Consider the following 24,689-nt stretch of genomic DNA (forward strand, 5'->3'; position numbering starts at 1 on the left):
CCTGCTATTATATCGGAAGCATATGGAAAAGTCATGAATCGTTCAGCCTTTCCAAATTCCTCCTAAAACGATATGATATTATTAGAATTGTGAAAATAACGGAACTGCCGAATGACAGATAAAAATAACAAAAAAGAAGGCGTATATGTAATGAGTTCAGAATCAAATGCAGGGCTGAAAAGAAAGTATACAACGAAAGATAAGGAGTTCTGGCGGATGATCGGCGCGCTTGTCTGTGCCTCGCTGATTACATTTGCGAATCTGTATTTTGCTCAGCCGCTGATGCCGGTGTTTTCGAAAGAATTTTCCATCACACCTGCCGAGTCGAGTTTATCTCTTTCACTGACAGTAATTGCTTTAATGGCAGGTCTATTAATCTTTGGGTTTTTATCTGACAGGCTAGGCCGGCGCAAGATCATGGATATAGGGCTGTTCTTATCAATGCTCCCGCTTGCTTTCATGCCATTTATTGATTCATTTGCCTGGCTATTAGTACTGCGCTTCATTCAAGGATTTTTCATTGCTTGTATTCCGGCGGCCGCGATTGCCTATGTGTCGGAGGAAGTGGCCCCAAGAAGTGTGGGACTTGGCATTATTCTTTACATAGCAGCTAATAGCATGGGCGGAATGCTTGGGCGTCTCGGCATCGGCTATATAGCGGATGCCGCCAGCTGGCAGACAGCTTTACTAAGTTTGCTGGGGGCGAATGTGGTGATGTACATTCTTTATCTATGGTGGATTGCTCCTTCTCGGTATTTTGAACCAAGTGAGCGGCCGTTTGCCGAAGACATTACGGGAATGCTTGCCCACCTTAAAAACCGATCGTTGATTCCCTTGTTTTTAGCGGGGATCATGTTGCAAATGGCATTCACCGGCCTCTGGTCATACTTACCATTTTATTTGCAGTCACCGCCGTTTGACTGGTCGCTAAAAATGATTTCTTTTACATATGCAGCGTATTTCGCGGGAGTGGTCGGCTCTATCACGGCGGGTAAGCTGTCCCAGTCCTTCCCGAAAACCAAACTATTGATAGCAGGGACCGCTTTCTTTATATCAGGTACATTGATGACACTGTTCCAATCGGGCACACTGATCGTCATCGGCTTATCCTTAAACTGCCTTGGCTTTTTCGTTGTCCATTCCTTGATGACCGCCATTGTCAACGAACGCGCCACGCACCACAAAGGCGGTGCCTCTAGCCTTTATCTTTTCAGCTACTACTTCGGCGTAGCCACAGGCGGCACCATCACCGCCTTCATCTGGCAAGCCGCCGGCTGGATCGGCGTCGTCTCACTAAGTTTGGTGCTGATTCCGTTTGTTTATTTGATTGGGGGTCAGTCCCCCGTCGCGTTAAAGCGCTAAAATATTTAGTCAATAATATCTTATTGCGTTATGTGAAACTTTTCTCCGTCTGATCCGTACGTACTATTAAGAGAAGAAAAGGAGAGGATCAGTGTGACCAACGCATTGAAATGGATCACAGGTGTCATGGAAGCAGTGCTCGGACTGCCGTTTATCGGCGCTTCAATTATTATCGGAAACTTGTGGGCGCCGCTTGGCATCATGGCCGTGCTTCATATCATCACTTTGTTGCTTGCCCTTCGTTCAGGCAAGAAGATGGGTGGAAGCATTCTCGGAATCACCACCTCTATTGTTGGCTGGATTCCAGGCGTCGGCATGGTCTTGCATATCATCACCGCCTTTGTCTTGCTGGCGGATGCGATGAGAGGGAAATAAGAAAAAGGGGTCAGTCCCTCAGCGCGTTAAAGCGCCGAGGGACTGACCCCTTTTTTCCCTTCTCGAGGCAAACTTGTTATAATAAACCATAGGGATAGTGATAATGGTCGGTGTTAATTGGAAATGTCGGCCAAAATCTATGAATCTATTAACGTTTCTTGGGAAAACACACACCGGGGGGATTGGATGAAGAAAATATATTTGCTTGCGGGAATGCTGTTTCTTATAGCGGCGCTTGCTGGCTGCAATAAAGTGCCAGCGCCTGAAGAGCGATTAAATGAATACGTCAAGCTTTGGAATGAACAGAAGTTTGAACCGATGTACAAAGATTATCTAGCGTCTTCTGCCAAAAAAACAGTGAAACAAAAAGAATTTGCCGAACGCTACGAGACGATCTACAGCGATCTGGAAGTGAAGAACCTGAAGATTACTTCGCTTTCAAAAGAAGAAACCGACTGGAAAGACAAAAAAGAGGTCTCCCTTCCTATCAAAGTGACGATGGATACCCTCGCTGGACCGATTTCTTTTGAAAAAAAGGTGCAGCTAAAGCTTGAAGAAAGAGAAGAAGGCGATAATTGGTTCGTAAATTGGAACTCTACCTACATCTTTCCGAAGCTTGAAAAAGGAGATAAAGTCCGGATTCGCACCATTCCTGGAGAGCGAGGCCAAATTTTCGACCGCAATGGCAATTCGTTAGCGATCAATGGACGCGGATATGAGGCAGGATTAATTGCGGGAGAAGCAGATGAAGCGAAGAAAAAAGAAGTCGCATCCCTTCTCGATCTTTCATCAGATTTTATCGAGGAGCAACTGCAGCAAAGCTGGGTACAACCGGGGCAGTTTGTCCCTTTGAAGAAAGTTTCATTATATAATGACAGCCTCATCAATCAGCTTCGTGGTATGCAAGGGGTTACCCTACAAGAACAAGCGATGCGGGAATATCCGTACAAACAAGCTCTTGCGCACTTAACAGGCTTTATCGGAGACATCACCGCTGAAGAATTAAAAGAGTTAAAGAATAAAGGCTACAACGCAGATGATCAAGTGGGCAAACGCGGTCTAGAACAGCTGCTAGAAGAAAAACTTCGAGAGAAAGACGGCAAAGAAATCTATATTGAAAAGCAAAAGGCGGAACCAGTGACCTTAGCTAAAACACCGGCCAAAAACGGTGAGGACATCAAAGTCGCCATAGACGCTGAATTGCAGAAGGTGATTTATAACCAATTAAATAATGAACCAGGGACTGCCGCAGCTATCCACCCGAAGACAGGTGAAGTGCTGGCTCTTGCCAGTTCTCCGGGATTTGATCCGAATGAATTTGTGCTTGGAGTCAGCACCGGCCGCTACACAGCCTTGCAGAACGACCCGCAGCAACCGCTGCTCAACCGCTTTGCGGCCGCCTATTCTCCAGGTTCAACGATTAAACCGATCATAGCAGGCATTGCTCTGAAAGCGGGAACACTCAATCCGAAAAATGAAAGAGAGATTACCGGACTGCAGTGGCAAAAGGATTCATCTTGGGGGAGCTATAAAGTCACACGGGTAAAAGATATTGGCGAGCCGGTGAATTTACAAGAAGCCCTCATTCATTCCGACAATATATATTTTGCCCAAACGGCATTAGAAGCAGGCAAGGACCGCATCACGACAGGACTAAAAGCATTCGGTTACGCGGATAAGCTGCCGTTTGAGTATCCGATCCGGTCTTCTCAAATTTCCAACAGCGGCGATTTAAATAAAACGGCCCTCTTGAGTGATACCGGCTACGGACAGGGAGAAGTGTTAAACAGCATGCTTCACCTGGCCTCCGCATACAGCGCGATCGTTAACAATGGAACGATGATGAAGCCGCTCCTATATGCAGAAGATGAAAAGGCAACATGGAAAGAAGGGTTGCTTTCTGAAAAAGGGGCGCAGCTGCTACAGCAAAATTTACGATTGGTTGTTCAAAAAGGGACAGCCAAAGACGCAGATCTGCCTGGAATGGAGATTGCCGGAAAAACGGGTACAGCCGAATTGAAATCAACGCAAGGAACGAAAGGAAAAGAAAACGGGTTATTCGTTGCTTATGACCAAAAAAACCCTCAGTTTGTCCTGGCTCTCATGTTTGAAGATGTCAGAGAAAAAGGGGGAAGCAAAGTCGCGGTGAAAGCCGGAAAAGCCATCTTTAAAGAGTGGAATGAAGTCAGCCCTTAAGTCCATAAAAAAAAGCCGTCCAGCCTATATAGGTGCTGGGCGGCTTTTTGCTTATAAAAATGACAATTTAAAGAAGGAAAACAAGGAGTATATTACTATTATTTAGAAATTATGTATTTTTTAGAGTTTTTTTAAAGGTGATCATTGGCGGGGTGTAGAAACTAACAGAGCAGAACCATAGGACTAACCTAGTGTGTATAAGGGTTAGTACAATCAAGACATAAATTTGACAATTTTTACTTATCTATATCTCTTCATAGATAAAAAGACAGGGCGATATAAACTATATAAAAAGTGAAACGGTTCACAATCTAATGGGGGAAAAGGAGTAATTGCGATGAAAAAGACATTAGTTACGTTTACAGCGGCAGCCATTCTTTCGACAGGTGCTGCGATGACGGCAGAAGCGGCAGCCAATCATACGGTGAAACCTGGTGAAACCTTGCATAGTATTGCGGTCAAGTACAAGACATCTCCAACCGTTCTTCAAGCGTTGAATGAGCTGCAAGGAACAACGATTTATCCGAACCAAGTACTGCAGTTAAATGGAAGCGTTCACTCGAGTTCATCAGAATCGGTGATGACGGCAAGTTCAACCGTTTACTCTGTAAAAGCGGGTGATACTCTTTCGAAGATTTCCCGTCAATTCCGAGTGTCTGTTGCCCAAATTAAGCAATGGAATCAACTTTCATCGGATGCACTGATGGTCGGCCAAAAACTAAAGTTATCAGGGGCAAAAGTGTCCGTGCCAACCACGCCATCGAAAACGGTTCCCGTTTCACGAGCAACCGGTTCGTATAAAGTAGTGAGCGGTGATAACTTAAGCATCATTGCGGCTAAGCATAAAATGAGTGTAGCACAGCTAAAGCAGCTAAACGGTCTTACTAGCGATGCCATTTTTGTGGGTCAAAAATTAAAAATAAGCGGCAAAGCTCCGGCAGTCACAGCCCCAGCTCCAAAGCCGCCTGCTGCGCCAGCGCCACAACCAGCTGCGCCGCCAGCGACCGGCACGTACACAGTAGTGAGCGGAGATAGCCTAGGTTTAATTGCGTCTAAATATAAAGTGACCGTCACCGCTTTAAAACAATTAAACGGATTAACCAATGACACGATTTTTGTCGGCCAAAAATTAAAAGTAAGCGGCAAAGCTCCGGCGACCACAGCCCCAGCTCCAAAGCCTCCTGCCGCGCCAGCACCGTCACCATCAAACGGTACATACACAGTGGTAAGCGGAGACAGTCTAGGTCTAATCGCTTCTAAGCATAAAATGACCATCGCAGCGTTAAAACAATTGAACGGATTATCAGGCGATACGATCTTTGTCGGACAAAAGTTAAAAGTCAGCGGAAGTGCGTCAGCACCAAGCCGTCCGCAGCCAAATACTTCACCCACACCAGCACCTCAGCCAGTAGCATCAAACGGCACTTATGTTGTAAAAAGTGGGGACAGCCTAGGTCTAATCGCATCCAAGCATAAAATAACGGTTACGGCGCTCAAGCAGTTAAACAATCTCTCAAGCGACACAATTTTTGTTGGGCAAAAGCTGAAAATCCAAGGGACAAGTCCGTCTGTTTCTACTCCGTCCATTGAAGTGCCGAGCAATAAGCCAGCGCCAAGTACATCATTCTCTGTGGCGAAACTAATTAGTGAAGCAAAGTCTCATATGGGCACGCCTTATGTATGGGGCGGAGCCGTGCCGAGCGGATTCGACTGCAGCGGCTATATTTACTACGTTTTTAACCAAGCTGGCAAGAAAATGCCGAGAACAAACTCAGAAGGCTTCTACAGCCGTTCGTTCTACGTGAATAACCCTGTGCCTGGGGATCTTGTCTTCTTCGAAAATACGTACAAAAAAGGGATATCTCATATGGGGATTTACCTTGGCGCTAATCAATTTATCCAAGCAAGTTCTTCACAAGGCATTACCATCACAAGCTTGGATAATCCATATTTTAAACAGCGCTTTGTCGGCTATAAACGATTTTATTAATGAATTTATTTATTAGTGAAAATGAACAATTGGACCTTTTTAATTTTAGCATCCGTGCGGCAAAAGGCCGTGCGGATATTTTTATTTTCTCTACCCTATTTCCTTTTTCATTAAACCAGCCTTCAAACAAAATGCTCCGCTTCCTGCCATATTTTTCTGATGCATAAAAATTATTGGTTTTTCAATAGGTGTCAATGTTGTACAATGGATATTTGAGTTATAATATAGTAGTTTATTGTGAGAGATATTGGAGGTGCAGGATTTGGCCATCAAGAAAGCAATAATTCCTGCTGCTGGTCTTGGCACGCGGTTTCTGCCTGCGACGAAAGCCCAGCCTAAAGAAATGCTTCCGATTGTCGATAAGCCGACAATTCAATATATTGTAGAAGAAGCTGTTCAATCGGGAATTGAAGATATTATCATTATCAGCGGAAGAGGCAAGCGAGCGATTGAAGATCATTTCGATAAATCGTATGAGCTTGAAGAAACTCTTGCGAAAAAAGAAAAATGGGAATGGTTAGAGATCATTCAAGATATCTCAAACTTGGCCAATATCCATTACATTCGCCAAAAAGAGCCGAAAGGACTGGGGCACGCCATCCACTGTGCGAAAAGCTTTATAGGCAATGAACCCTTTGCGGTGATGCTTGGTGATGACATCGTGGAAGCCGAAGTCCCGTGTCTTGAACAACTCGTACATATGTACGAACAGCACCCTGGGACATCGATTCTTGGGGTTCAGCAGGTGCCCTTTCATGACGTATCCAAATACGGCATCATCGAAAAGGATCGGCAGTTATCTGAGAATCTGTTTCGGATTAAAAGTGTCGTTGAGAAGCCCTTACAGGAGGAAGCTCCTTCGAACTATGCGATCATGGGACGGTATATTCTTCAGCCGCAAATATTTGATTTGCTTGAAAATATTGCCCCAGGAGCAGGGGGAGAAATCCAGCTGACCGATGCGATTCGAAAACTGACCGACACTCAAGACGTCTTGGCTTACTATTTTGAAGGCAACCGTTATGACGTCGGAGATAAACTGGGATTTATTAAAGCAACGATTGAATTAGGATTAAAAAGACAGGATTTACGCGAGGACTTATTAACATACCTAGAAGATTTGCTTAGAGCAGAGAAGGGATAAATGAAAATGAAACTTGCGATTGCTGGCACCGGATATGTTGGGCTAGTAACGGGTGTATGTCTGGCGGAAGTCGGCCATACAGTTATTTGCTATGACATTCAGGAAGAGAAAATTTCGCTTCTTTCAGAAGGAAAGTCGCCCATTTATGAACCGGGCGTTGAAGATATTATTAAAAAAAATATGGAAGAATCACGTCTGTTTTTTACTACAGATCCAGGGGAAGCCTATAAAGAAGCAGATTGCATTTTTATTGCGGTAGGAACACCCGAAAGTGAAGACGGTTCGGCCAATATGCAGTTTGTAGAAGAAGCTGCGATGACCATTGCCAGCCATATTAAACCAGACAGCACAGTGGTCATTAAAAGCACAGTGCCTGTAGGCGTCAATGAACGCATCGAAGATTTGATCTTTGAACATAGCGGCCATCGGATTTCCGTAGTATCTAACCCTGAATTTCTTCGAGAAGGTTCAGCGATTCATGATTCCTTTAATGGAGACCGGATTGTGATTGGTGCTAATGATCAACTAGCAGGAGACCTGGTAGAGAAAATTTACCAGCCATTTAATATTCCCGTTGTTCGAACCGATGTCAGAAGTGCCGAAATGATTAAATACGCATCAAACGCATTTCTAGCGACAAAGATCAGCTTCATCAATGAAGTGGCTAACCTTTGTGAAGCGACAGGAGCTAATGTGGCAGATGTCGCTAAGGGAATGGGCATGGATAAGCGGATTGGCGAACAGTTCTTAAGAGCAGGGATTGGATTTGGCGGTTCTTGTTTTCCAAAAGATACAAAAGCTTTGCAGAAACTTGCGGGTGACTATCATTATGATTTCAAAATATTATCAGCTGTCATTGATGTGAACAGCCGTCAGAAGCTAAAGCTTTTCGAAAAGGCTAGAGAGTTTTATCCGGAAATGACCGGGAAAAAAGCGGCCATCTTAGGACTGTCATTCAAGCCAAATACCGATGATATCCGCGAAGCCCCTTCCATTGAGCTATTAAATGAATTGCTGCTTGCAGGAGCGGAAGTAGAGGTCTACGATCCAATTGCGATGAAAAACGTCGAAACCATTTATGGAAATAAAATTAACTATGCCTCTTCTGCAGAGGCATGTTTACAAGATAAAGACGTTGCTTTTATTGTAACCGAGTGGGAAGAAATTAAATCGATTCCTCTTGAAAGTTACCGCACCAAAATGACGGTGCCGAATATAGTAGATGGGCGCAACTGTTATTCGCTTGAAGAAGCAGCGGCATCTGGGATTAACTATCTATCGATCGGACGCCAGATGATCAAATCAAGCCAGCACTGTTAATATAAGGAACAACCAAAGGGCGGAAGACCGCTATCACCGAGAGAGAAAGTCCGTTATAATAATCAGGTGGTTAACTTTTTAACCTGTTGAAAGGAAGAGTCAACTATGTCTAAGAAAATTTGTGTTGTAGGGTTAGGTTATATTGGATTGCCTACAGCCGTTATGTTTGCGAACCACGGCATGCAGGTGCACGGTGTGGACGTGAATAAGCGAGCAGTTGAAATGATTAATAATAAACAGCTTCACATTGAGGAAAATGGGCTGGAAGAGCAGCTGACGAAAGCGGTAGACCAAGGGTTATTCCAAGCATCGACAGAACCGGTGGAAGCAGATGTATTCATCGTTGCTGTTCCGTCACCGATCAATGAAGATAAAACGGCCAATCTTTCGTATGTGCGTCAAGCGACAGAAGCGATAGCGCCATTTGTGAAAAAAGGCAGTCTCGTCATTTTAGAATCAACTGTGCCTCCGCGTACAGTCGAAGATGTGATGATTCCAGTACTTGAAAAAACAGGCTTAACAATTGGAGAAGAACTGTTTATTTCCCATTCACCAGAGCGAGTCATTCCAGGCCGTGTATTTGAAGAATTGGTTAACAATGACCGTATTGTCGGCGGGATTAACGAAGCTTCTTCTCAAATGACGAAAGAGTTATATGAAGTATTTGTTAAAGGCACCATTCATTTAACAGACGCGACAACAGCGGAATTGGTTAAAGTAATTGAAAACACCTACCGCGATATCAACATCGCGTTTGCTAATGAATTGGCGAAAATCAGTGAAAATATCGGTGTCAATGCGTGGGAAGCTATTCATTTAGCGAACTTCCACCCACGTGTGAATATTCACTTCCCAGGTCCAGGTGTTGGCGGCCACTGTATCGCGGTTGATCCGTGGTTCTTAGTGGAGCAGCAGCCAGAAACAGCCAAGCTTGTACATTTAGCTCGCCAAATCAATGACTCTATGCCAGGCTATACAGCCGAAAAGGTTCAAAAGACATTGCAAGAGCGAGGAATTCAGCATGGACGTGTCGCTGTCTTCGGATTAGCGTTTAAAGCCAATATTGATGATATGCGCGAAAGTCCATCGCTTGAAGTCATTGAAAACTTAAAACAAATGAATGTGGATCTAACCGTTTATGATCCGCACATTAAAGAAAATAAACTGCCACATCAGACACAAGAGCTGAACGAAGCGGTATCTCATGCAGATATAATTTTAGTGCTGACAGACCATCAGAATTTTAAAGAGTTGAACCCTGAGGAATTGAAAGACTCCGTTCGCTCAAAAATCGTGATCGACACGAAGAACTGCTTGCCAAGAAGCAAGTGGGAGCAAGCTGGATTTGAAGTTCTTGTACTCGGTGACTCGAAAAACATATAAATAAGATGGATCTCACAGAATAGGTGATGAGATGAAGGAAAATTTCTTAGGAATTGATATTTGCAGTATGACGTATAAGGAAATTACGGATTCGATTTTTAAGCGAATCGACGAGAATAAAAAGTCATTTATCGTGGCGATTAATCCGGAGAAAATTATGAAAGCTCAAGAAGACAGAGATCTTCATAAGCTTTTAAACAAAGCGGATTATCAAATCCCGGATGGTGTCGGCGTCTTAATTGCTTCACGGTTAAAAGGCGGCAATATTCGTGAGCGGGTCACAGGCATTGATATGATGATGACCCTTTGCCGTGAAGCAGAACAGCTGGGCAAATCCGTATTTCTCTACGGGGCTAAACCGGGCATTGCAGATGAAGCGAAAGTGAAGCTTGAGGAAATGTTTCCGCGTCTTTTAGTTGCAGGAACGCTAAATGGTTATGAGAAAGATGAAGCAGTCATTAAGCAAACGATTAATGAGGCGAATCCGGACATTATCTTTGTGGCGCTTGGAAGCCCTGCTCAGGAATATTGGATTGTGAACCATATGCCGCACCTGGCACCGAAAGTGTATCAAGGTGTCGGAGGATCTTTCGATGTTATTTCCGGCAGAATCAAGCGTGCACCGGCTCTTTTCCAACGCTTTGGGATGGAGTGGCTGTACCGGTTGCTGAAAGAACCTTGGCGGTGGAAAAGACAAGTCATTTTACCGATGTTCTTAATCAAAGCGATGAAGGGCAAGTAAGATGAGTAAATTGAAAATAGCGAGCCTTTTGCTTTTGGTTTCCACTGTTTTTCTTAAGTTTTCAAGCATGATTCGTGAAATGGTCATTGCGGGTTTATTCGGAAAGTCATATGAAGCCGACGTCTACTTCGTCGCAATGACGATTCCGAATGCACTGGTACTATTTTTACTGACAGGAATGAAAGAAGCCTTTTTGCCGAGCTATTATAAATTTGAACGCGAGGGAAAAGGCTTCAGTCATTTAACGAATATCGTAAAAGGCACGTTTTGGATTGCTTTGATCGTCTCTTTCATTGGAGCAGCCATCTCGCCATTGCTCGTCCGGTTTTTATATCCGGAGTTTGCCAAGTATGAACACGGAATGGAGATTGCCACCTGGACAGCCGTGCTGTACTTCTTCTCACTGGCGCTTGTCGGTGTGAATGCGGTCTATGAAGGATACTTTGACGCGCGCAAGAAATTCTCGTTCTCCGTATTTTCACAAACCATTGTCGTTCTCAGCACGATTGGGTTTGCGATTCTTTTTCATGATTCATTAGGCATTTATGGCCTGCCAATCGGTTATTTAGTCGGTACGTTCCTGTCGTTCTTATTAAAGCTGTTTGTCATGAAGCCGAACCGATTCCTCAACTGGAAGCAGAAAATGGACAAGCAGGAAGTCCGCCAGTTTTACGCCATCTTTTGGCCGGTGGGACTGACCATTGCGGTTGGCCAGATCAATCTAATGGTCAATATGTTGTTTGCTTCAAGGCTTGGAGAAGGGGTCGCTTCTGGATTAAACTACGCTTTCCGGCTTGTGAATATTCCCCAGGCAATTTTTGGGGTCACGATTGCGACGATTATCTTTCCGATTCTAGCGCAGGCGAAATCGGACCAAAACGATGCCCTATTTAAGCGGGGAATTGAAAAAGGCTTAAACTATATGTTCTTATTTTTAGCCCCGACTGTAATTGGCATGTTGCTGTTAATGGAGCCGATTGTCCGATTAGCCTATGAGCGCGGTGCCTTTACTGCGGAAGCGACAGCCCAAACGACGCTGTTTGCGGCTTTTTATATGGGGTCGGTTCTCTTTTACAGTATTCAGGCTGTCATTGCCAAAGGGTTTTATACACTTGATAAAGGCCACTTAATGATGCGGATCGGTCTGTTGTCTGTGGTCATCAATATTATTTCTAACTGGATCTTGTCTAAATGGATGGGTCCCGAAGGCTTAGCGTTATCAGCTTCCTTAGTCGGGATGATCTATTCGATTATTACATTTACGACGCTGTATAAATTAATGGGCGGCTTTTCGCTTCGTCATATCGGCAGCGAGTATGTAAAAATTATTCTTGCCACTTCAGCCATGGCGGCTCTGCTAATAGCAATCGACCGTTATTTACCGGTTGCTGAGCTCCATGACGTGATTTATTTAGCCATCATGGTAGCCATTGGAGCAGGTGCCTATTTTGTCGCCTTGTTCTTAACGAGAAGCACATCAATGAAAGAAATGCTAAGAAGGGGAGGGAAAGAAACTTCTTCTTAAGAGAGGAACTTCTACTTCATGAATATGAAACAAATGTTAGGTAAAGTAAATCGTATTGATACCTTTTCGCCTTACTTTTTTATGCCGTTTATCTTAATCATCTATTTCTTCACGAGTCTATTTGACTTCTATCGCTTTGATTATTTTAACGTGCAGAAAAGCATTATTCTGCCGGTGTTTGTCGGGCTGGCAGCTTATTATGGAGCGGTGTATCTTGCAGATAAGAAGAATTGGATGTTCCCGTCATTTGGACTTTCCTTTTTAAAAGGGAAAACGATCATTTTCTTATATTTATTAGGTGCGATTGGCTTGGTTGCCTATGCGATCATGCTATTTACCGGCCAAGTCGGAATTTCTGATGAGTCGGTTCGCCGAAATTTAGATCCAAAGCTGAATTTCCTAAGTTCATTCTTATGGTATGCGGTCTTGTTCCTGCTATGCCACCATATTTTAAAGCAAAAGGAACTAACAACGAAGAAGAAGCTGACGTACGGCGGAATTTTAGTCGGAGTCCTAGGGTTATTCGTCTTAATGGGCTACCGTACGCCGATTATCGTGATGTTCTTCACTTCATTTATCGTGTTCCACTATATTATTAAACGAATTAAATTAACGTGGTTTATCGGCTTCTTGGTGATTATCGGCATCCTGTTTTCAATGTTTGGCTTCATGCGTATTTTGACAGAGGATACGACGAAGGAGTTCAACAAGCGGGAAGGCCCGAAAGTTGAGTTAGAAGAGAAGAAAGAGAATGACAATTTAGCGATCCAGCGCAAAGTGAATGAAACACCGAAATGGATTCGCGCGCTGAATAGTGAAAGTGTTACTGGTCATATCGTGTTAAGCAAGATTATGGAATATACTGATGAACATGGTTACTTATATGGTGAGCTTCATAAGGGAATCTTCTCTACAGTCATGCCGGGAGAACAAATTTCGCCGCGAATGATGGTGACTGAAATGGTGAATTCCATCAGTACCGAAGAAGGAAAATACATTACCCGTCCAGGCCGTACAACTACGCCGACATTCCTTGGCCAATTGTATGCTGAGGCTGGATATATAGCGATCGTCATTGGTTTCTTCCTATATGGATTAATGGTTTCCATGCTGTATAACCAAGTGAAGAATACCGGAATTAAATCGTATCAAACAGTAGGCTATGCGTTCGTAACCACAATATTTACGATATCCATGCACACGGGATTACTCGATCTTGTGTTCCTATTGATGATTGCTTACGCGATCGCCTCGACCAGCATCGAGAAAGAAGTAAAATATAGTTGAAAAACTAATTGTACAATACTAGATAAGATGGTAAAATAATCATGTAGAGATAGTTATTTCCTCTTATTTATACATGATAATTTGGTTGGAAAAAGCCCATGAAAGACGCCGGCAGCCGGTGTCTTTCTCTTTTTTTGCTTTTGGGGTCAGACCCCCGCTGCGTTAATGCGATAAAGTAAGCCTCCGCTATACATGGCGAAAATCTAATTTAATCTCGCTAATATTATGTATTAGTTAAAAGGAAAAATATATTTTATTAAAATCAATACCTAAACACCACCCCAAAAAAAGCTGACTCATCCTGCCGCATCCATGCGAGCCGGTGAGTCAGCCTTTTTTATTTAATTTTGCGGCGGGTACGCTTTCCAGCGGCTAAGATCAATGTCTTCTTTCGTGATCATTTCTGCTGGGAAGATAAACGTCCAAGGTTTGCTTGTATTCGATTTCACTTCTAAGTTATCTAGCTTGAAACCGCCTTTCGCGATCACTTCTTGAGAGGCATCTTCAACGATCAAAGGAAGCTGCTGAAGCGTAATGTTCTTGTCGCTGCCGTTGCGGATCAGCATCGTGATGTGAAGATTGCCATCTTCTTGCTTCACAGCTTGAAGCCCCATAAAATTCACTTCACCTGGTTTTGGCGGTTCGATGTCGCGAATCAGCTGCTGTAATTTTTCCTGGCCCGCGGCTTGTAAACTCTTTTCCCAAGACTCATCTAAATCCAATGCGTGCGGCTTCTTTAATTCGAAAGCTAGTGTCCAGCCCGTTTGCGGAAACTCGGTCGCAAACAAGTCTTCTTTAGCAAACACAAATGCCCAAGGGCGGCTGCTTTCGGCTGGAATTTCTCCAATTTGACTCAAATCAAACGTTCTACGGGCAAGCTTTATACCATCTGGACCTAATAATAATAGCGGCGTTTCCTGAAGCTTAATTCCTTTCGCTAAGCTGTTGCGAACAAAAGCGGTGACTTCCACCTTATCTTCATCGGCACGCAGTTCAATGCCGGCAAGAGAAATTTGGTTCGGCTTCAGCGGCTCTAATTCATTATTAAGAAACTGAAAGTAATACTTTTCTTCAGAACCAATCTCCACATCGGGATGATAAGAAATAGCCGTCTGCACACTAGCTTCCGAACCCGCTGTTTCTTCACCTGTTAGTTCTTTCGAAGAAATGTGACTGTCTTTTCCGGCTTTTCCTTTTTTTCGATTGAATAGATTAAACATACTGTTCCGCCTTTCAAAGAGGGGAGCACACCACCTGCAAAGATGGAGCAGATGGCTTCTTGCGGTCCCTTACTTATTTTTTTCTTTAATCGCAGTAAACAATTTCGCCAATTCGCGGCTCACGTCTTGTTCTAACTCATAATACATTAGGCTGAATAGTTCCAGTGCTTCCCGCTGATACTGACGCATCGGATCTTCTTGGCTGTAGCTGCGAAGTCCCACGCCTTCTTTTAAACGTTCCATCGCATCAATATGAGAGAGCCAATGCTGATCGAGAAGGGCAATTAAGAAGCGGCGAATACTTTGATGCTTCGTTTCATCATCCACCATGCTATCCAGTTCCTCTAAATAAGGCACTTTCAGCTCTTCAGCAAGCTGCTGAATGTCTTTCCGTCCAAAATCCTCATTCGACAGAGAGATCTCTCCGCTCGGCAACACCCGGTTTAACTTATTCTCGAGCTTTCCAAGATCCCACTCAGAATCCTTCAGGTCTTCTGGTGTATAACGCTCAATCACTTCTTTGACATAAGATTCGACCATCGTTTTGGCAATCGGCAACACTTCTTGTTGGCTTAACAGGCGATTGCGCAAATCATAAATTGTGTTTCGCTGAACATTCAATACATCATCCAGCTTTAAGTTGTATTCGCGGATCGAGAAGCTCGAGCCTTCGACTTGGCGCTGTACACGGTCAACGAATTCGTGAATATTCTTCTTCTTCACTTCGCCAATCGAGTCTGTCTTCACAGAGGCAGACAGCTTATCGACTTCTTCGCGGGCAAAGCGTCGGAACATATCATCCTCTAATGAAATGAAGAACTCCGTCATACCTGGATCGCCTTGGCGTCCAGAGCGGCCTTTCAGCTGATTGTCGATTCGGCGCGATTCATGGCGCTCGGTACCGACGACGTATAAACCGCCGAGTTCACTAACGCCTTCACCAAGCATAATGTCAGTTCCGCGGCCAGCCATATTCGTAGCAACCGTAATTTGACCTTTCTGTCCGGCAAGTGAGATCAAGCGAACTTCCTGCTCGATGCTTTTCGCATTTAACAATTCAAATGACAGCTTTTCTTTCTTTAAAAAGTCAGCCACTTTCTCTGACTGCAGAATAGAGGTGGTCCCGATTAATACCGGGCGTCCGGCAGCATGCAATTCTTTCACCTTATTAGCGACAGCCGTATATTTTTCCTCAGTCGTACGGAAGACGCGGTCAGGCAGATCAATTCGCTGAATCGGGCGGTTCGTCGGAATTTGTACAACGTTCATGCCGTAGATTTCCTGGAATTCTTTTTCTTCCGTTTTCGCTGTTCCTGTCATACCAGAAAGGGTAGGGTACATCCGGAAGTAGTTCTGAATTGTAATTGCTGCCTGGGTCTTATTCTCTTCTGTTACTTCCAAGCCTTCCTTCGCTTCAATCGCCTGGTGCAGACCATTGCTGAGCGTCCGTCCTTCCATCGGGCGGCCGGTGAACATATCGACAAGCAGCACTTTTCCTTCTTTCACGATATAATCTACGTCTCTCTCAAACATCATCCGCGCCCGAAGTGATTGAATCATATAATGATAGAGTGTTTGATGCTCTAATTCATAGAGATTGTCGACGCCGAAGCCTTGTTCAATTTTATTAATGCCTTCCTCGGTGAAACTGACTGTCTTAGTTTCTTCATCGAAGGTAAAATGCTCGTCTTGCTTAAAGCCTTTAATAATGCGGGCGCATAAATAGCTCAGCTCCATACTGATGCCTGTTTTTCCGGCAATGATCAGGGGTGTCTTCGCTTCATCGACGAGCACGCTGTCGACTTCATCGATGATCGCATAATGGTATGGACGTTGCACGCGCTGGCGATCATCATAGACCATATTATCCCGTAAAAAGTCGAATCCGAACTCGGTGCCAACTCCGTACGTGATATCTGCCTGATAAGCGAACTGCTTTTGTCCCGGTTCCATCATCGGCAGATTCAAGCTAACCGTCAGCCCCAAGAACTCGTGGATTTGCCCAATTAACTCCCGATCACGGCGAGCTAAGTATTCATTCACCGTAATGACGTGAACGCCTTTGCCTTCAAGCGCACGCAAATAGCTCGGAAGGGAAGCGACAAGCGTTTTTCCTTCTCCCGTAGGCATTTCAGCAATATTTCCCTCTGCAAGTACCAGTCCGCCAATCAGCTGCACATCATAGTGGCGCATGCCAAGTACACGTTTCGCTGTTTCACGAACAACCGCAAAGGCTTCTGTTTGAATATCAAACACACTTTGGCCACTCTCGATCGCTGCTTTAAATTCAGCGGTCTTGCCGCGCAGGTCCTGATCGGATAATCCTTCCATCACTGGCTCTAACGCATTTATTTCGTTCACTAGCTTCCAATATTTCTTTAAGCGTTTTTCATCCGTTTGTCCTAGAAGCTTCTGAATATATGAAATCATCTTTTTCTCTCCTTGCACTCAAAAGTACCTTATCCTTTAGTATAACACTGGTATTTTCCATTTTCATTATGCGCTAAAAAAAATTACCTATAAACAGGTAAAAATTTCAAATAGCAGACAATTCATTTACTATTTTATTAAAATAATGAAACTTTTTCCTTTCTGATTCGTTTATAGTAGAGTAGCAGGAATTGAAAATATTGGAGGTTACATAATGAAACGCATGAAAAAAGCGACCGCACTTACGACGGCGGCATTGCTGACGGTTCCAGCCATTGTTCAGGCAGCTCCAAATGAACAGGCAGAAGGCGGAACAGCAGCGGTTAAAGAAATTAAACAATCAAGCCAAGAGCGCCAAACCAATAAGTATATGCAGCAGCAGGAGCAAGAACAGCGACTTAGCACTGATACGCTGATTATAAAGTATAGCAAGCCGCTCGCGAAGCCTGTTCACCAGCGCGCTGGGGTGAAAATCCTTCGTTCTTACCCGGCACTGGGCTATGATGTCGTGCAAGTGAAGTCAGAAGATCGATTGAAAGAAACAGCGGCTTACTATAAGAAGCAAAAAGCTGTCACTGCGATCACACCGAGTGTGAAATATAAAACATTGGCTTCTCCAGACCCGAAATCAGAGAGTATGTATCATCTGCAGCAGCTAGAAATCGAAAAAGCGATGAAGCTAGCAGGCAAGCATGATGTGACCGTAGCAGTCATTGATACGGGAGTGGATGTTAATCACTCTGAATTAAAAGGTCAGCTGCTTCCGCCATATAATGTGGTTCGTCCGGCGAATGGCGCGAAAGCAGATCTTCACGGCACACATGTAGCAGGGATCATTGGCAGTAAATCCGATAACGGCATCGGAGGAAAAGGCATCAACCCGAAAGCGAAGCTGCTTCCGATTGATGTGTTTAACGGCAGCATGTTCACGAATGACTATTTAATTGCCGAAGGGATCAGACACGCGATTCAAAAGAATGCAGATGTCATTAATATGAGTATCGGTTCTTCAATGTCCTCCCCAATTTTGCAAGAAGCCATTGACGAAGCATTAGAAGCAGGCATTACTTTAGTAGCGGCCGCAGGAAATGAAGCAACGGATGCTTATTCGTATCCAGGAGCATACAGTGGCGTCATCAGTGTTGGTTCCACAAATGAAAAGAAAGCCTTATCAAGCTACTCTAATTACGGTCCGTCTGTGGACGTAGTGGCACCGGGAGAAAACGTGTACAATTCGGCTTTCAATACGAGAAAAGGGTCTACTTTCATGAAGCTAAGCGGTACATCCATGGCTTCCCCAGTCGTAGCAGCCGTTGCTTCACTCATCAAGACGAAGCACCCGGATTTAACAGGCTATGAAATCGAAGCCATTTTGGAAAGCACAGCAACCGACTTAGGTGCAAAAGGGTATGACGCGAAATTTGCCAATGGGTTAATCAATCCAGAAGCAGCGTTAAAATATGATATCAAAAAACTGCCAAAGCGTGAGGAATATGCAGCCAATGAACAGTTGGAGAAAGCGAAGACCTTAAAGCCTGCGCCAAAAGCAGAGGTAAAAGGGTCATTAACGAAGCCTGAACAGAAACAGTGGTATAAAGTTGATTTGAAAGAAGGACAGTTTCTGCAAACGGTACTGTCTGGCAGCGAATTATACGACTACGGCATGGAGCTTTACTTCTATCCGGGCGGTGAAGCAAGTGAAGACGTGGAGCCGGTGAAAATTAACCGTACGCAAGCGGGGGCGGATGAGGCATACTTGTATGAAGCAGTAGAAGATGGCGCGCTTGTCATTGCGGTAGAAGACATGAATGGTAACTACAATGTCTCTGGACAATCTCCATTTACATTGAAAACGGAGATCTTCACGAACTTAACAGAAGACGAAGCAACAGCCGAGCAGCCTGTAGCGATCGATAAACTTCCTTATAAAACGAAGGAACACCGTCTGTTCGCAAGTGGTGAGATGCCAGACTCTGACTTTTTCACCTTTACAGTTGATGCTCCGCAAGTCGTGTCTCTATCTGTTTCGGGCCTTCCGGGTGTAGATTCTGCTATGAGCATCTATATGGAAGAGCCGGCGATCATAGTTGAAGATGAAGAAGAACTGCCTGCAGATGTTCCGGCTGAGACAGAGGAGCCTGCCGAAGATCCTTCTGCTGAAATGCCGGAAGAAGAAATGGGTCCAGCGTTTGTCCGTAATAAAAATGGAGCGGGTGAAGGAGAAAAGCTATCTTTCCAAGCGGTTCCTGGCTTAACGTACAAAGTAGAAGTCACGAACAATAACCTGGCTGGGTTTGATTTCGGCATGGATCTGTCCTTCTTATTCGGCATGACTCCGGCAATGGATGAACTGTATGCAACAAGCTCTGCCTATCCATATGAGCTAAAAGCGGAAATAGCGAATCTGCCGGAGGATGAAGATGGGCTGCCGATGTATGACATTCCGGACTTTCCGGTAGGTGATGGCATGGCACCGCCTGTTACGCCACAAGACTATCAGGAGCAGCTGCAGTCAAGGAAGGATATTTGGCAGGACCTATTAACCGGTCTTTTATCTGGACAGAAAGAAGCGACTGCAAGCGAAGTAATGGATAAAGCGCTGACGATCACTGAAGGAGAAAATGTTGAAGGCTACCTGCAGATGATGGGCGACATCGATTATTACAAATTTAAACCGCAGAACAATGCCATTTTTGAAGTCAGCTTAAATGGCAATGGCGACGCGAGTCCGATGGGAACAGTCTTTGAATACGATGAAGAATTGCAAGAACTGATTCCGCTTGCAGATGTTGGAGCAAGCTTTAGTCTTTTCTCTTTACTTGGAGGCGGAGCAGCAGGTGAAGCGAAAGCAGCCATCGCGCTGAAAGCCAACAAAACTTATGTCATCTCCACAACGGATGAAATGGGCAATGTTGCAGCTGATCCGTACAGCTTGAAAGTGAAGAAGCTGACAGACGCGCCGAAGGAAGACGATAAAGATCAGAACGAAATGCTCCGTGCGAAAGTGTTAAAACCGGGCATGAAGCATACGAATTATTTAGCGTATGCGGATGATATCGACTACTATTACTTTAAAAATTATGGCAAAGAACAAGTCTACGGATTAATGGTTGAACCGCAAGCCTTTGGCAAAGAAGTGAGTCAATTGCCGGCAGACCTGCAAACGCCATTAATGCTTACGGGTATGGTGATTGAAGATACAAACGGCAATATGCGAATTGACGATAAAGAAGCCATGAAGTCCGTCACATTCGGACCTGACTTTATGGATATTATTAAAATGGCTTTGTTAAATGAAGACCTTCCGAGCGCCAATACATCTATTAAAGCCAAGGAGAAAACAGGCTATTTCGTGGTTGCCAACAATATGATGGCTGGCACGCCGACATTACAGCCATACCAAGTTCAGCTCGTCGATTTGAATAAAAAAGATGAAGATCAAATGACACAGCTGTCGAGCGGCACGCCGAAAAAACCGATTGCAATGAAGAAGCAAGGCACTGAATGGGTAGGTAAAGCCTACATGAACGCAGGAGCAAGCTTCGGTGATGCCGACTTCTTTGACCTAAACGTGGCGAAAGAACAGGCAATGCGCCTAAGCGTAGATATGGAATCAGGCCTAGACGGCAAATTGACGGTCATGGATGCGAAAGGTAAAGTCATCGTAAGCGTTGACCGCTACGGAGAGAACGATACCGAAGTGATTTCCAGCCTGAAGCTGAAAAAAGGCAAGTACTTCATCAAAGTAACAGAAAGAGACAATAAAGCTTCGACGAAAGAGTATACAGTGAAAGTGAAATAATTAAAGTGCCCGGTTCCTTTTCATTAGGTGCCGGGTATTTTTAGTTTGTGAGTCTATTCTCCTATATATAGAAGGGAACAACAAATATTTTCATAGTTTGATACAATAGACAGAAGCTGCTAGAAAGAGAGGGGAATGAAATGAATAATTGGCGAGCACTGATGTTTTTGGTCTTATTACTATTATCATGGGGAGTCACTGAACAAGCTCATGCCCATGTGACAGATGAAACGAAGTCTTTTAAGGCTCAAAGCGAGTTTGAGAGCCGCTACACACTCGTTGCTTCTTATAAAGGAGCAAGCGGTGTCACGTTTAAAAGCTACAGTACGAAATGGGGAACCGATAAGCTGAAGCTTCTGGAGCAGGAGCTTTTAAAGAACAAGCATGGGTCGGAGCTATCGTACCTGCAGGATATTATGATCTTCCCGGATTACCCGAGCGGAGAAGGCGTCATGGGGATGTACTATGCTGAGTATGAGTACAATCAAGGGAAATATACGTATAATAAAGGCCGCAAGATTCATCTGTACGGCGGCAATCAATACACGACCGTTCCCTCTCTTGCCTACACAATGTCTCATGAATATGGACATCATTTAACTTATTATCAGCTGGTTCAAAAAGAACAGCTCGATGTTGACAGCTGGAAGCAATCGAATTATTACAAATCAAGAAGCTTCTCCCGCTACCCGAAAATCCATACAAATCCAACCGGAGACTACATATGGAATATGGCGGAGCAGATGGCAGAGGACTATGTGCAGTTGTTTGGGTCAGAGCTTGCCATATCGAAATATTTACAGATGAACACAGACGTAGCGCCGCCATTCGAAACACCGTCGATCTATTCTTATTGGGCGACGCACTTCGGAAGTCAGTTTAAACAGCCGGCACCACTTTCTCTCTACTTAACCGGCTATAAGAAATACACCAATTCTACCTACGACTTAGACTTGTCAATGAAATACCCGGCATCAAGCAAGCTGTTCCTGAAAGGGGAAAGCAGCTCCAGCAAGCAGGTATCGGCATTGATGGGTGAATGGCCGACGGGACAAGGAGATTTCAAGATCTCATTCGGCAACCGTCCATTTGAAGTGAGCGGCTATATGCTTGATGCGAAATTCTCACCAGCGATTAAGCTGCAGGCGATTCAGCACAACGGTACAGGGTATAACCGAGGATCTGGATTCTTAAATATTCCTTATGCAGCCATTGATTCAGTCGTCACGGATAAAAGCAAGCTGATGCCGCAAACCGCAGCTGAAATCAAAGGTGCGATCACAAAAGCGGCGAATGACCGCGGGATTCCAGCAGAAATTCTAAAAGCGATCGCCTATCAGAAATCAGGCTTAAAGCATTGGGATACCACTGGGAAAGCAGTCCTTTCAGCGGAAGGTGGCATCGGTGTGATGGGTATTAATCCAGAAGCCCCCGGCTGGAAAGAACAGAATCTTGATGTAAATCGATTAAAAACAGATGTGCATTATAACATTCAATCAGCGGCCAATTACTTAGTAAAGCAGTGGAATAATACCAACCTTCCGAAAGTAAATAAACACGAAATGAATAAAATAGAAGATTGGTATTTTGCGATATTGGCCTATGACGGGGTAAAAGGAGCGAATCTTCCAGGAGAAGGACATACCCCATTTCAAGAAGCAGTCTTTACGACTATTAGAAACCATAGCCAGCTGCCAATAGGAAAGACACCAGTGATTGAAGCGGCTATTGATGAAGGAAGCGGTCAAGTAACATTTAACCAAATGCAATACCAATGGCCGACGGCAACACCAACGAAGCAATCTTTTGAAAAGAACCAGACAGTTTATACTTCGAAAGAAACCGTTTTAGAAACAGCTATTGGCAAAGGTGGGGAGAAGGTACTGAGCTTCACTCCTTATCAGATTACTGATATACAAGAAACAAACGATCCGAAAGTGCACACGGTCTACTATGGGGTCAGTGGCCATACTGGAAAAGGGTATGTATCGTGTAATGGATTAGCTGCAAATTCGAAGGTGACGTGGCTGAAGGATTTAGACCGCCCGGAAGTCCAAAGAGCGGTCACTTATCTACAAATAAAGAACATCATTAACGGCTACGGCGATAGTACTTACCGTCCGAATCAGCAATTATACCGTCGCCACGCAGCCAAGCTGCTAGTCGATGCCTTAGACCTTAAGCTTCCAGCCGGCTATCAAATGCAGGCAAAAGACATGAAGCCGGGCGACTTAAACTATGAAGAAATGAAAATCGCGGAAGCCCATGGGCTGATCGGCCAAGGCAGCGACCTGCGTCCAAATGAATTTCTATCAAGAAATCAAATGGCAGCCATCTTAATCCGAGCCTACGGCAAAGAACTAGCTCAGCCGTCAACCCAAACTAACATTCAAGACGTGCCAAAAGGTTTCTGGAACTACCCAGCGATCAACCAGCTCAGCTTTAACCAAATCACCATTGCTAACCCGTATCGTTTAAATGATATGGTCACACGATCACAATTCGCCCTGTTCCTAGAGCGGACGATCAAGAAGGTAAACTAACAAAAAGCGCTTAGAACCTGCTCTGGTTCTAAGCGCTTTTTCGTTAAAGCAGCGGTCCAAATTCATCCTCTAACCCAAACAAAAAGCCTCTCGGAATCCCGAGAGGCCATCACTCATCTTCTATTAATATAACGCTCTGTAAAGGAATGTAACAAACTGTGCTCTTGTTACTTTATCCTCTGGATGGAATGAGCCGTCCGGATAACCTGTTGTTAATCCGCTGGCATCTAATGTTTTGATGTAGTTGCGCGCCCAGTGGTTCGCAGGTACATCAGTAAACTCTTTGCTTGACGATCCTTTTAAGTTAAACGCATTCACCATAACCTTCGCCATCTGTCCGCGTGTTAATACATCATTTGGACGGAAGCGGTTGCGGCTATCTCCTGAGAAGATCCCTTCAGTAGATACCGCATTGACAACGCCTACTGCCCAGTGAGGACCAGTTACGTCTGGGTATTTCGGTGTGCGGTTATTCATTCTCATATTAAATGTTTCAGCTAAAAGAGCCGCAACATCCGCACGCTTGATAAAGTCGTTTGGACGGAAGTAGCCGCTTTGGTAGCCGACAACAATATTTTCTTGTCCTAATTTTGAAACAGCTGGGTAGATCCAGTGGCTTGAACCAACATCGCGGAACTGGCCGGCTTGACCGTAATGGGCAAGAACACGTTTCGCTCCAACATATTTAGATTTCCAGTAAGTATTGCTTAAAGTAGATGTAGAAACACCTTTTGATGAGGAAGATTGAATAAATTCGTTATTCCCCGCATAAATTCCAACGTGGGAGATGCCGCTGCCGCTTGTGTTGAAGAAAACTAGGTCTCCAACCTGCAGCTGGCTCTTCGAAACAGGTGTTCCAGTTTGGTACATTTGTCTTGAGGTTCTAGGTAATGTAACCCCGATCTCTTTATATACTTGGCCGATATAGCCTGAACAATCAAATCCGTAAGGTGTCGTGCCGCCCCATTTATATGGGACTCCAATATATTTCTTAGCGATCGGAACTAAGCGATCATAATTCGATGATGCGCTCGCTTCCAGATTCGGCACGAGCAAAAACAACAATGCAGTAAATATTACAACAAATAGCCTCTTCATGGTAAAAGCTTGTTCTCCTCTCTCTAATGAAACAATGAAAATTATTTCAACTGTATAATTTCGGTTACTTTTTTCTCTATTTTTCCACCCGAGAAATATTCTAGCATAGATTCATAGATTTAAACGTTACAGTTGAGTAACAGATTTACAAGAAAAATTGAAAGGAAAAAGCCTTTATTATAGGAAGAAACACAGAAATAAGAGGTTTAATGAGGAGAAAAATGGGGAAATACATAGGTTTTTGTAACATAATTGAAATATAAAGTTGATAG

Annotated in this window: 15 protein-coding genes; 12 read left to right on the plus strand and 3 right to left on the minus strand. The window is 44.2% G+C overall.

Going from position 1 to position 24,689, the window contains the following annotated elements; genetic code table 11:
- Nucleotides 1–150: 150 nt before the first annotated feature.
- The 10 genes from JOC78_RS06575 to JOC78_RS06620 all read left to right on the plus strand — a co-directional run bounded on the left by JOC78_RS06575 (nt 151) and on the right by JOC78_RS06620 (nt 13,324).
- Entirely contained in the window at nt 151–1,362 is a 1,212-nt protein-coding gene (locus tag JOC78_RS06575; protein ID WP_204553704.1) for an MFS transporter, read from the plus strand.
- Nucleotides 1,363–1,455: 93 nt separating this feature from the next.
- Complete coding sequence (locus JOC78_RS06580; protein ID WP_338023178.1) at nt 1,456–1,737, plus strand: hypothetical protein; 282 nt, start codon at nt 1,456–1,458, stop codon at nt 1,735–1,737.
- A gap of 186 nt (nt 1,738–1,923) precedes the next feature.
- The gene (locus JOC78_RS06585; protein ID WP_204553705.1) at nt 1,924–3,933 is read left to right on the plus strand and encodes a penicillin-binding transpeptidase domain-containing protein; all 2,010 of its coding nucleotides are present in this window, start codon (nt 1,924–1,926) and stop codon (nt 3,931–3,933) included.
- 337 nt (nt 3,934–4,270) lie between these two features.
- On the plus strand, nt 4,271–5,923 hold the full coding sequence (locus JOC78_RS06590) for a C40 family peptidase (protein ID WP_204553706.1): 1,653 nt from the start codon (nt 4,271–4,273) through the stop codon (nt 5,921–5,923).
- A 262-nt stretch (nt 5,924–6,185) separates the two neighbouring features.
- Nucleotides 6,186–7,067: a UTP--glucose-1-phosphate uridylyltransferase GalU gene (galU, locus tag JOC78_RS06595; RefSeq protein WP_204553707.1), complete on the plus strand. Its 882-nt coding sequence runs from the start codon at nt 6,186–6,188 to the stop codon at nt 7,065–7,067.
- Nucleotides 7,068–8,387, plus strand: coding sequence for a UDP-glucose dehydrogenase family protein (locus JOC78_RS06600; protein ID WP_275582007.1), 1,320 nt, complete (start codon nt 7,068–7,070; stop codon nt 8,385–8,387).
- Nucleotides 8,388–8,492: 105 nt separating this feature from the next.
- Nucleotides 8,493–9,770 (plus strand): nucleotide sugar dehydrogenase, encoded by a 1,278-nt coding sequence (locus tag JOC78_RS06605; protein ID WP_204553708.1) that lies wholly within the window; start codon nt 8,493–8,495, stop codon nt 9,768–9,770.
- 31 nt (nt 9,771–9,801) lie between these two features.
- The gene (locus JOC78_RS06610) at nt 9,802–10,512 is read left to right on the plus strand and encodes a WecB/TagA/CpsF family glycosyltransferase (RefSeq protein ID WP_204553709.1); all 711 of its coding nucleotides are present in this window, start codon (nt 9,802–9,804) and stop codon (nt 10,510–10,512) included.
- 1 nt (nt 10,513) lies between these two features.
- Entirely contained in the window at nt 10,514–12,037 is a 1,524-nt protein-coding gene (gene murJ, locus JOC78_RS06615; RefSeq protein ID WP_204553710.1) for a murein biosynthesis integral membrane protein MurJ, read from the plus strand.
- An 18-nt stretch (nt 12,038–12,055) separates the two neighbouring features.
- Nucleotides 12,056–13,324: an oligosaccharide repeat unit polymerase gene (locus JOC78_RS06620; RefSeq protein ID WP_239587032.1), complete on the plus strand. Its 1,269-nt coding sequence runs from the start codon at nt 12,056–12,058 to the stop codon at nt 13,322–13,324.
- Nucleotides 13,325–13,665: 341 nt separating this feature from the next.
- Here the strand turns inward: JOC78_RS06620 and JOC78_RS06625 are convergent, their stop codons facing one another.
- Together JOC78_RS06625 and secA2 are read right to left on the minus strand one after the other, a co-directional pair.
- Nucleotides 13,666–14,544: an accessory Sec system S-layer assembly protein gene (locus tag JOC78_RS06625; protein WP_204553711.1), complete on the minus strand. Its 879-nt coding sequence runs from the start codon at nt 14,542–14,544 to the stop codon at nt 13,666–13,668.
- A 69-nt stretch (nt 14,545–14,613) separates the two neighbouring features.
- On the minus strand, nt 14,614–16,974 hold the full coding sequence (gene secA2 / locus JOC78_RS06630) for an accessory Sec system translocase SecA2 (RefSeq protein WP_204553712.1): 2,361 nt from the start codon (nt 16,972–16,974) through the stop codon (nt 14,614–14,616).
- A gap of 214 nt (nt 16,975–17,188) precedes the next feature.
- On the opposite strand from secA2, the gene JOC78_RS06635 reads away from it, so the two are divergent.
- Nucleotides 17,189–20,776, plus strand: coding sequence for a S8 family peptidase (locus tag JOC78_RS06635; RefSeq protein WP_204553713.1), 3,588 nt, complete (start codon nt 17,189–17,191; stop codon nt 20,774–20,776).
- Between the two features lie 140 nt (nt 20,777–20,916).
- Entirely contained in the window at nt 20,917–23,319 is a 2,403-nt protein-coding gene (locus JOC78_RS06640) for an S-layer homology domain-containing protein (RefSeq protein WP_204553714.1), read from the plus strand.
- A gap of 123 nt (nt 23,320–23,442) precedes the next feature.
- Here JOC78_RS06640 and JOC78_RS06645 read toward each other — a convergent pair whose 3' ends face one another.
- Nucleotides 23,443–24,417, minus strand: coding sequence for a C40 family peptidase (locus JOC78_RS06645; protein ID WP_204553715.1), 975 nt, complete (start codon nt 24,415–24,417; stop codon nt 23,443–23,445).
- Nucleotides 24,418–24,689: the final 272 nt, after the last annotated feature.

The sequence above is a fragment of the Bacillus ectoiniformans genome, from assembly GCF_016908875.1.
GTDB lineage: Bacteria > Bacillota > Bacilli > Bacillales > Domibacillaceae > Bacillus_BX > Bacillus_BX ectoiniformans.

Bases quoted from the DNA above. Each gene is read 5' to 3' on its own strand.
- JOC78_RS06585 (WP_204553705.1), top strand. From the start codon at position 1,924: ATGAAGAAAATATATTTGCTTGCGGGAATGCTGTTTCTTATAGCGGCG.
- murJ (WP_204553710.1), top strand. From the start codon at position 10,514: ATGAGTAAATTGAAAATAGCGAGCCTTTTGCTTTTGGTTTCCACTGTT.
- JOC78_RS06600 (WP_275582007.1), top strand. From the start codon at position 7,068: ATGAAAATGAAACTTGCGATTGCTGGCACCGGATATGTTGGGCTAGTA.
- JOC78_RS06645 (WP_204553715.1), bottom strand. From the start codon at position 24,417: ATGAAGAGGCTATTTGTTGTAATATTTACTGCATTGTTGTTTTTGCTC.
- JOC78_RS06635 (WP_204553713.1), top strand. From the start codon at position 17,189: ATGAAACGCATGAAAAAAGCGACCGCACTTACGACGGCGGCATTGCTG.
- JOC78_RS06625 (WP_204553711.1), bottom strand. From the start codon at position 14,544: ATGTTTAATCTATTCAATCGAAAAAAAGGAAAAGCCGGAAAAGACAGT.
- JOC78_RS06575 (WP_204553704.1), top strand. From the start codon at position 151: ATGAGTTCAGAATCAAATGCAGGGCTGAAAAGAAAGTATACAACGAAA.
- JOC78_RS06640 (WP_204553714.1), top strand. From the start codon at position 20,917: ATGAATAATTGGCGAGCACTGATGTTTTTGGTCTTATTACTATTATCA.
- JOC78_RS06590 (WP_204553706.1), top strand. From the start codon at position 4,271: ATGAAAAAGACATTAGTTACGTTTACAGCGGCAGCCATTCTTTCGACA.
- JOC78_RS06605 (WP_204553708.1), top strand. From the start codon at position 8,493: ATGTCTAAGAAAATTTGTGTTGTAGGGTTAGGTTATATTGGATTGCCT.
- secA2 (WP_204553712.1), bottom strand. From the start codon at position 16,974: ATGATTTCATATATTCAGAAGCTTCTAGGACAAACGGATGAAAAACGC.
- JOC78_RS06610 (WP_204553709.1), top strand. From the start codon at position 9,802: ATGAAGGAAAATTTCTTAGGAATTGATATTTGCAGTATGACGTATAAG.
- JOC78_RS06620 (WP_239587032.1), top strand. From the start codon at position 12,056: ATGAATATGAAACAAATGTTAGGTAAAGTAAATCGTATTGATACCTTT.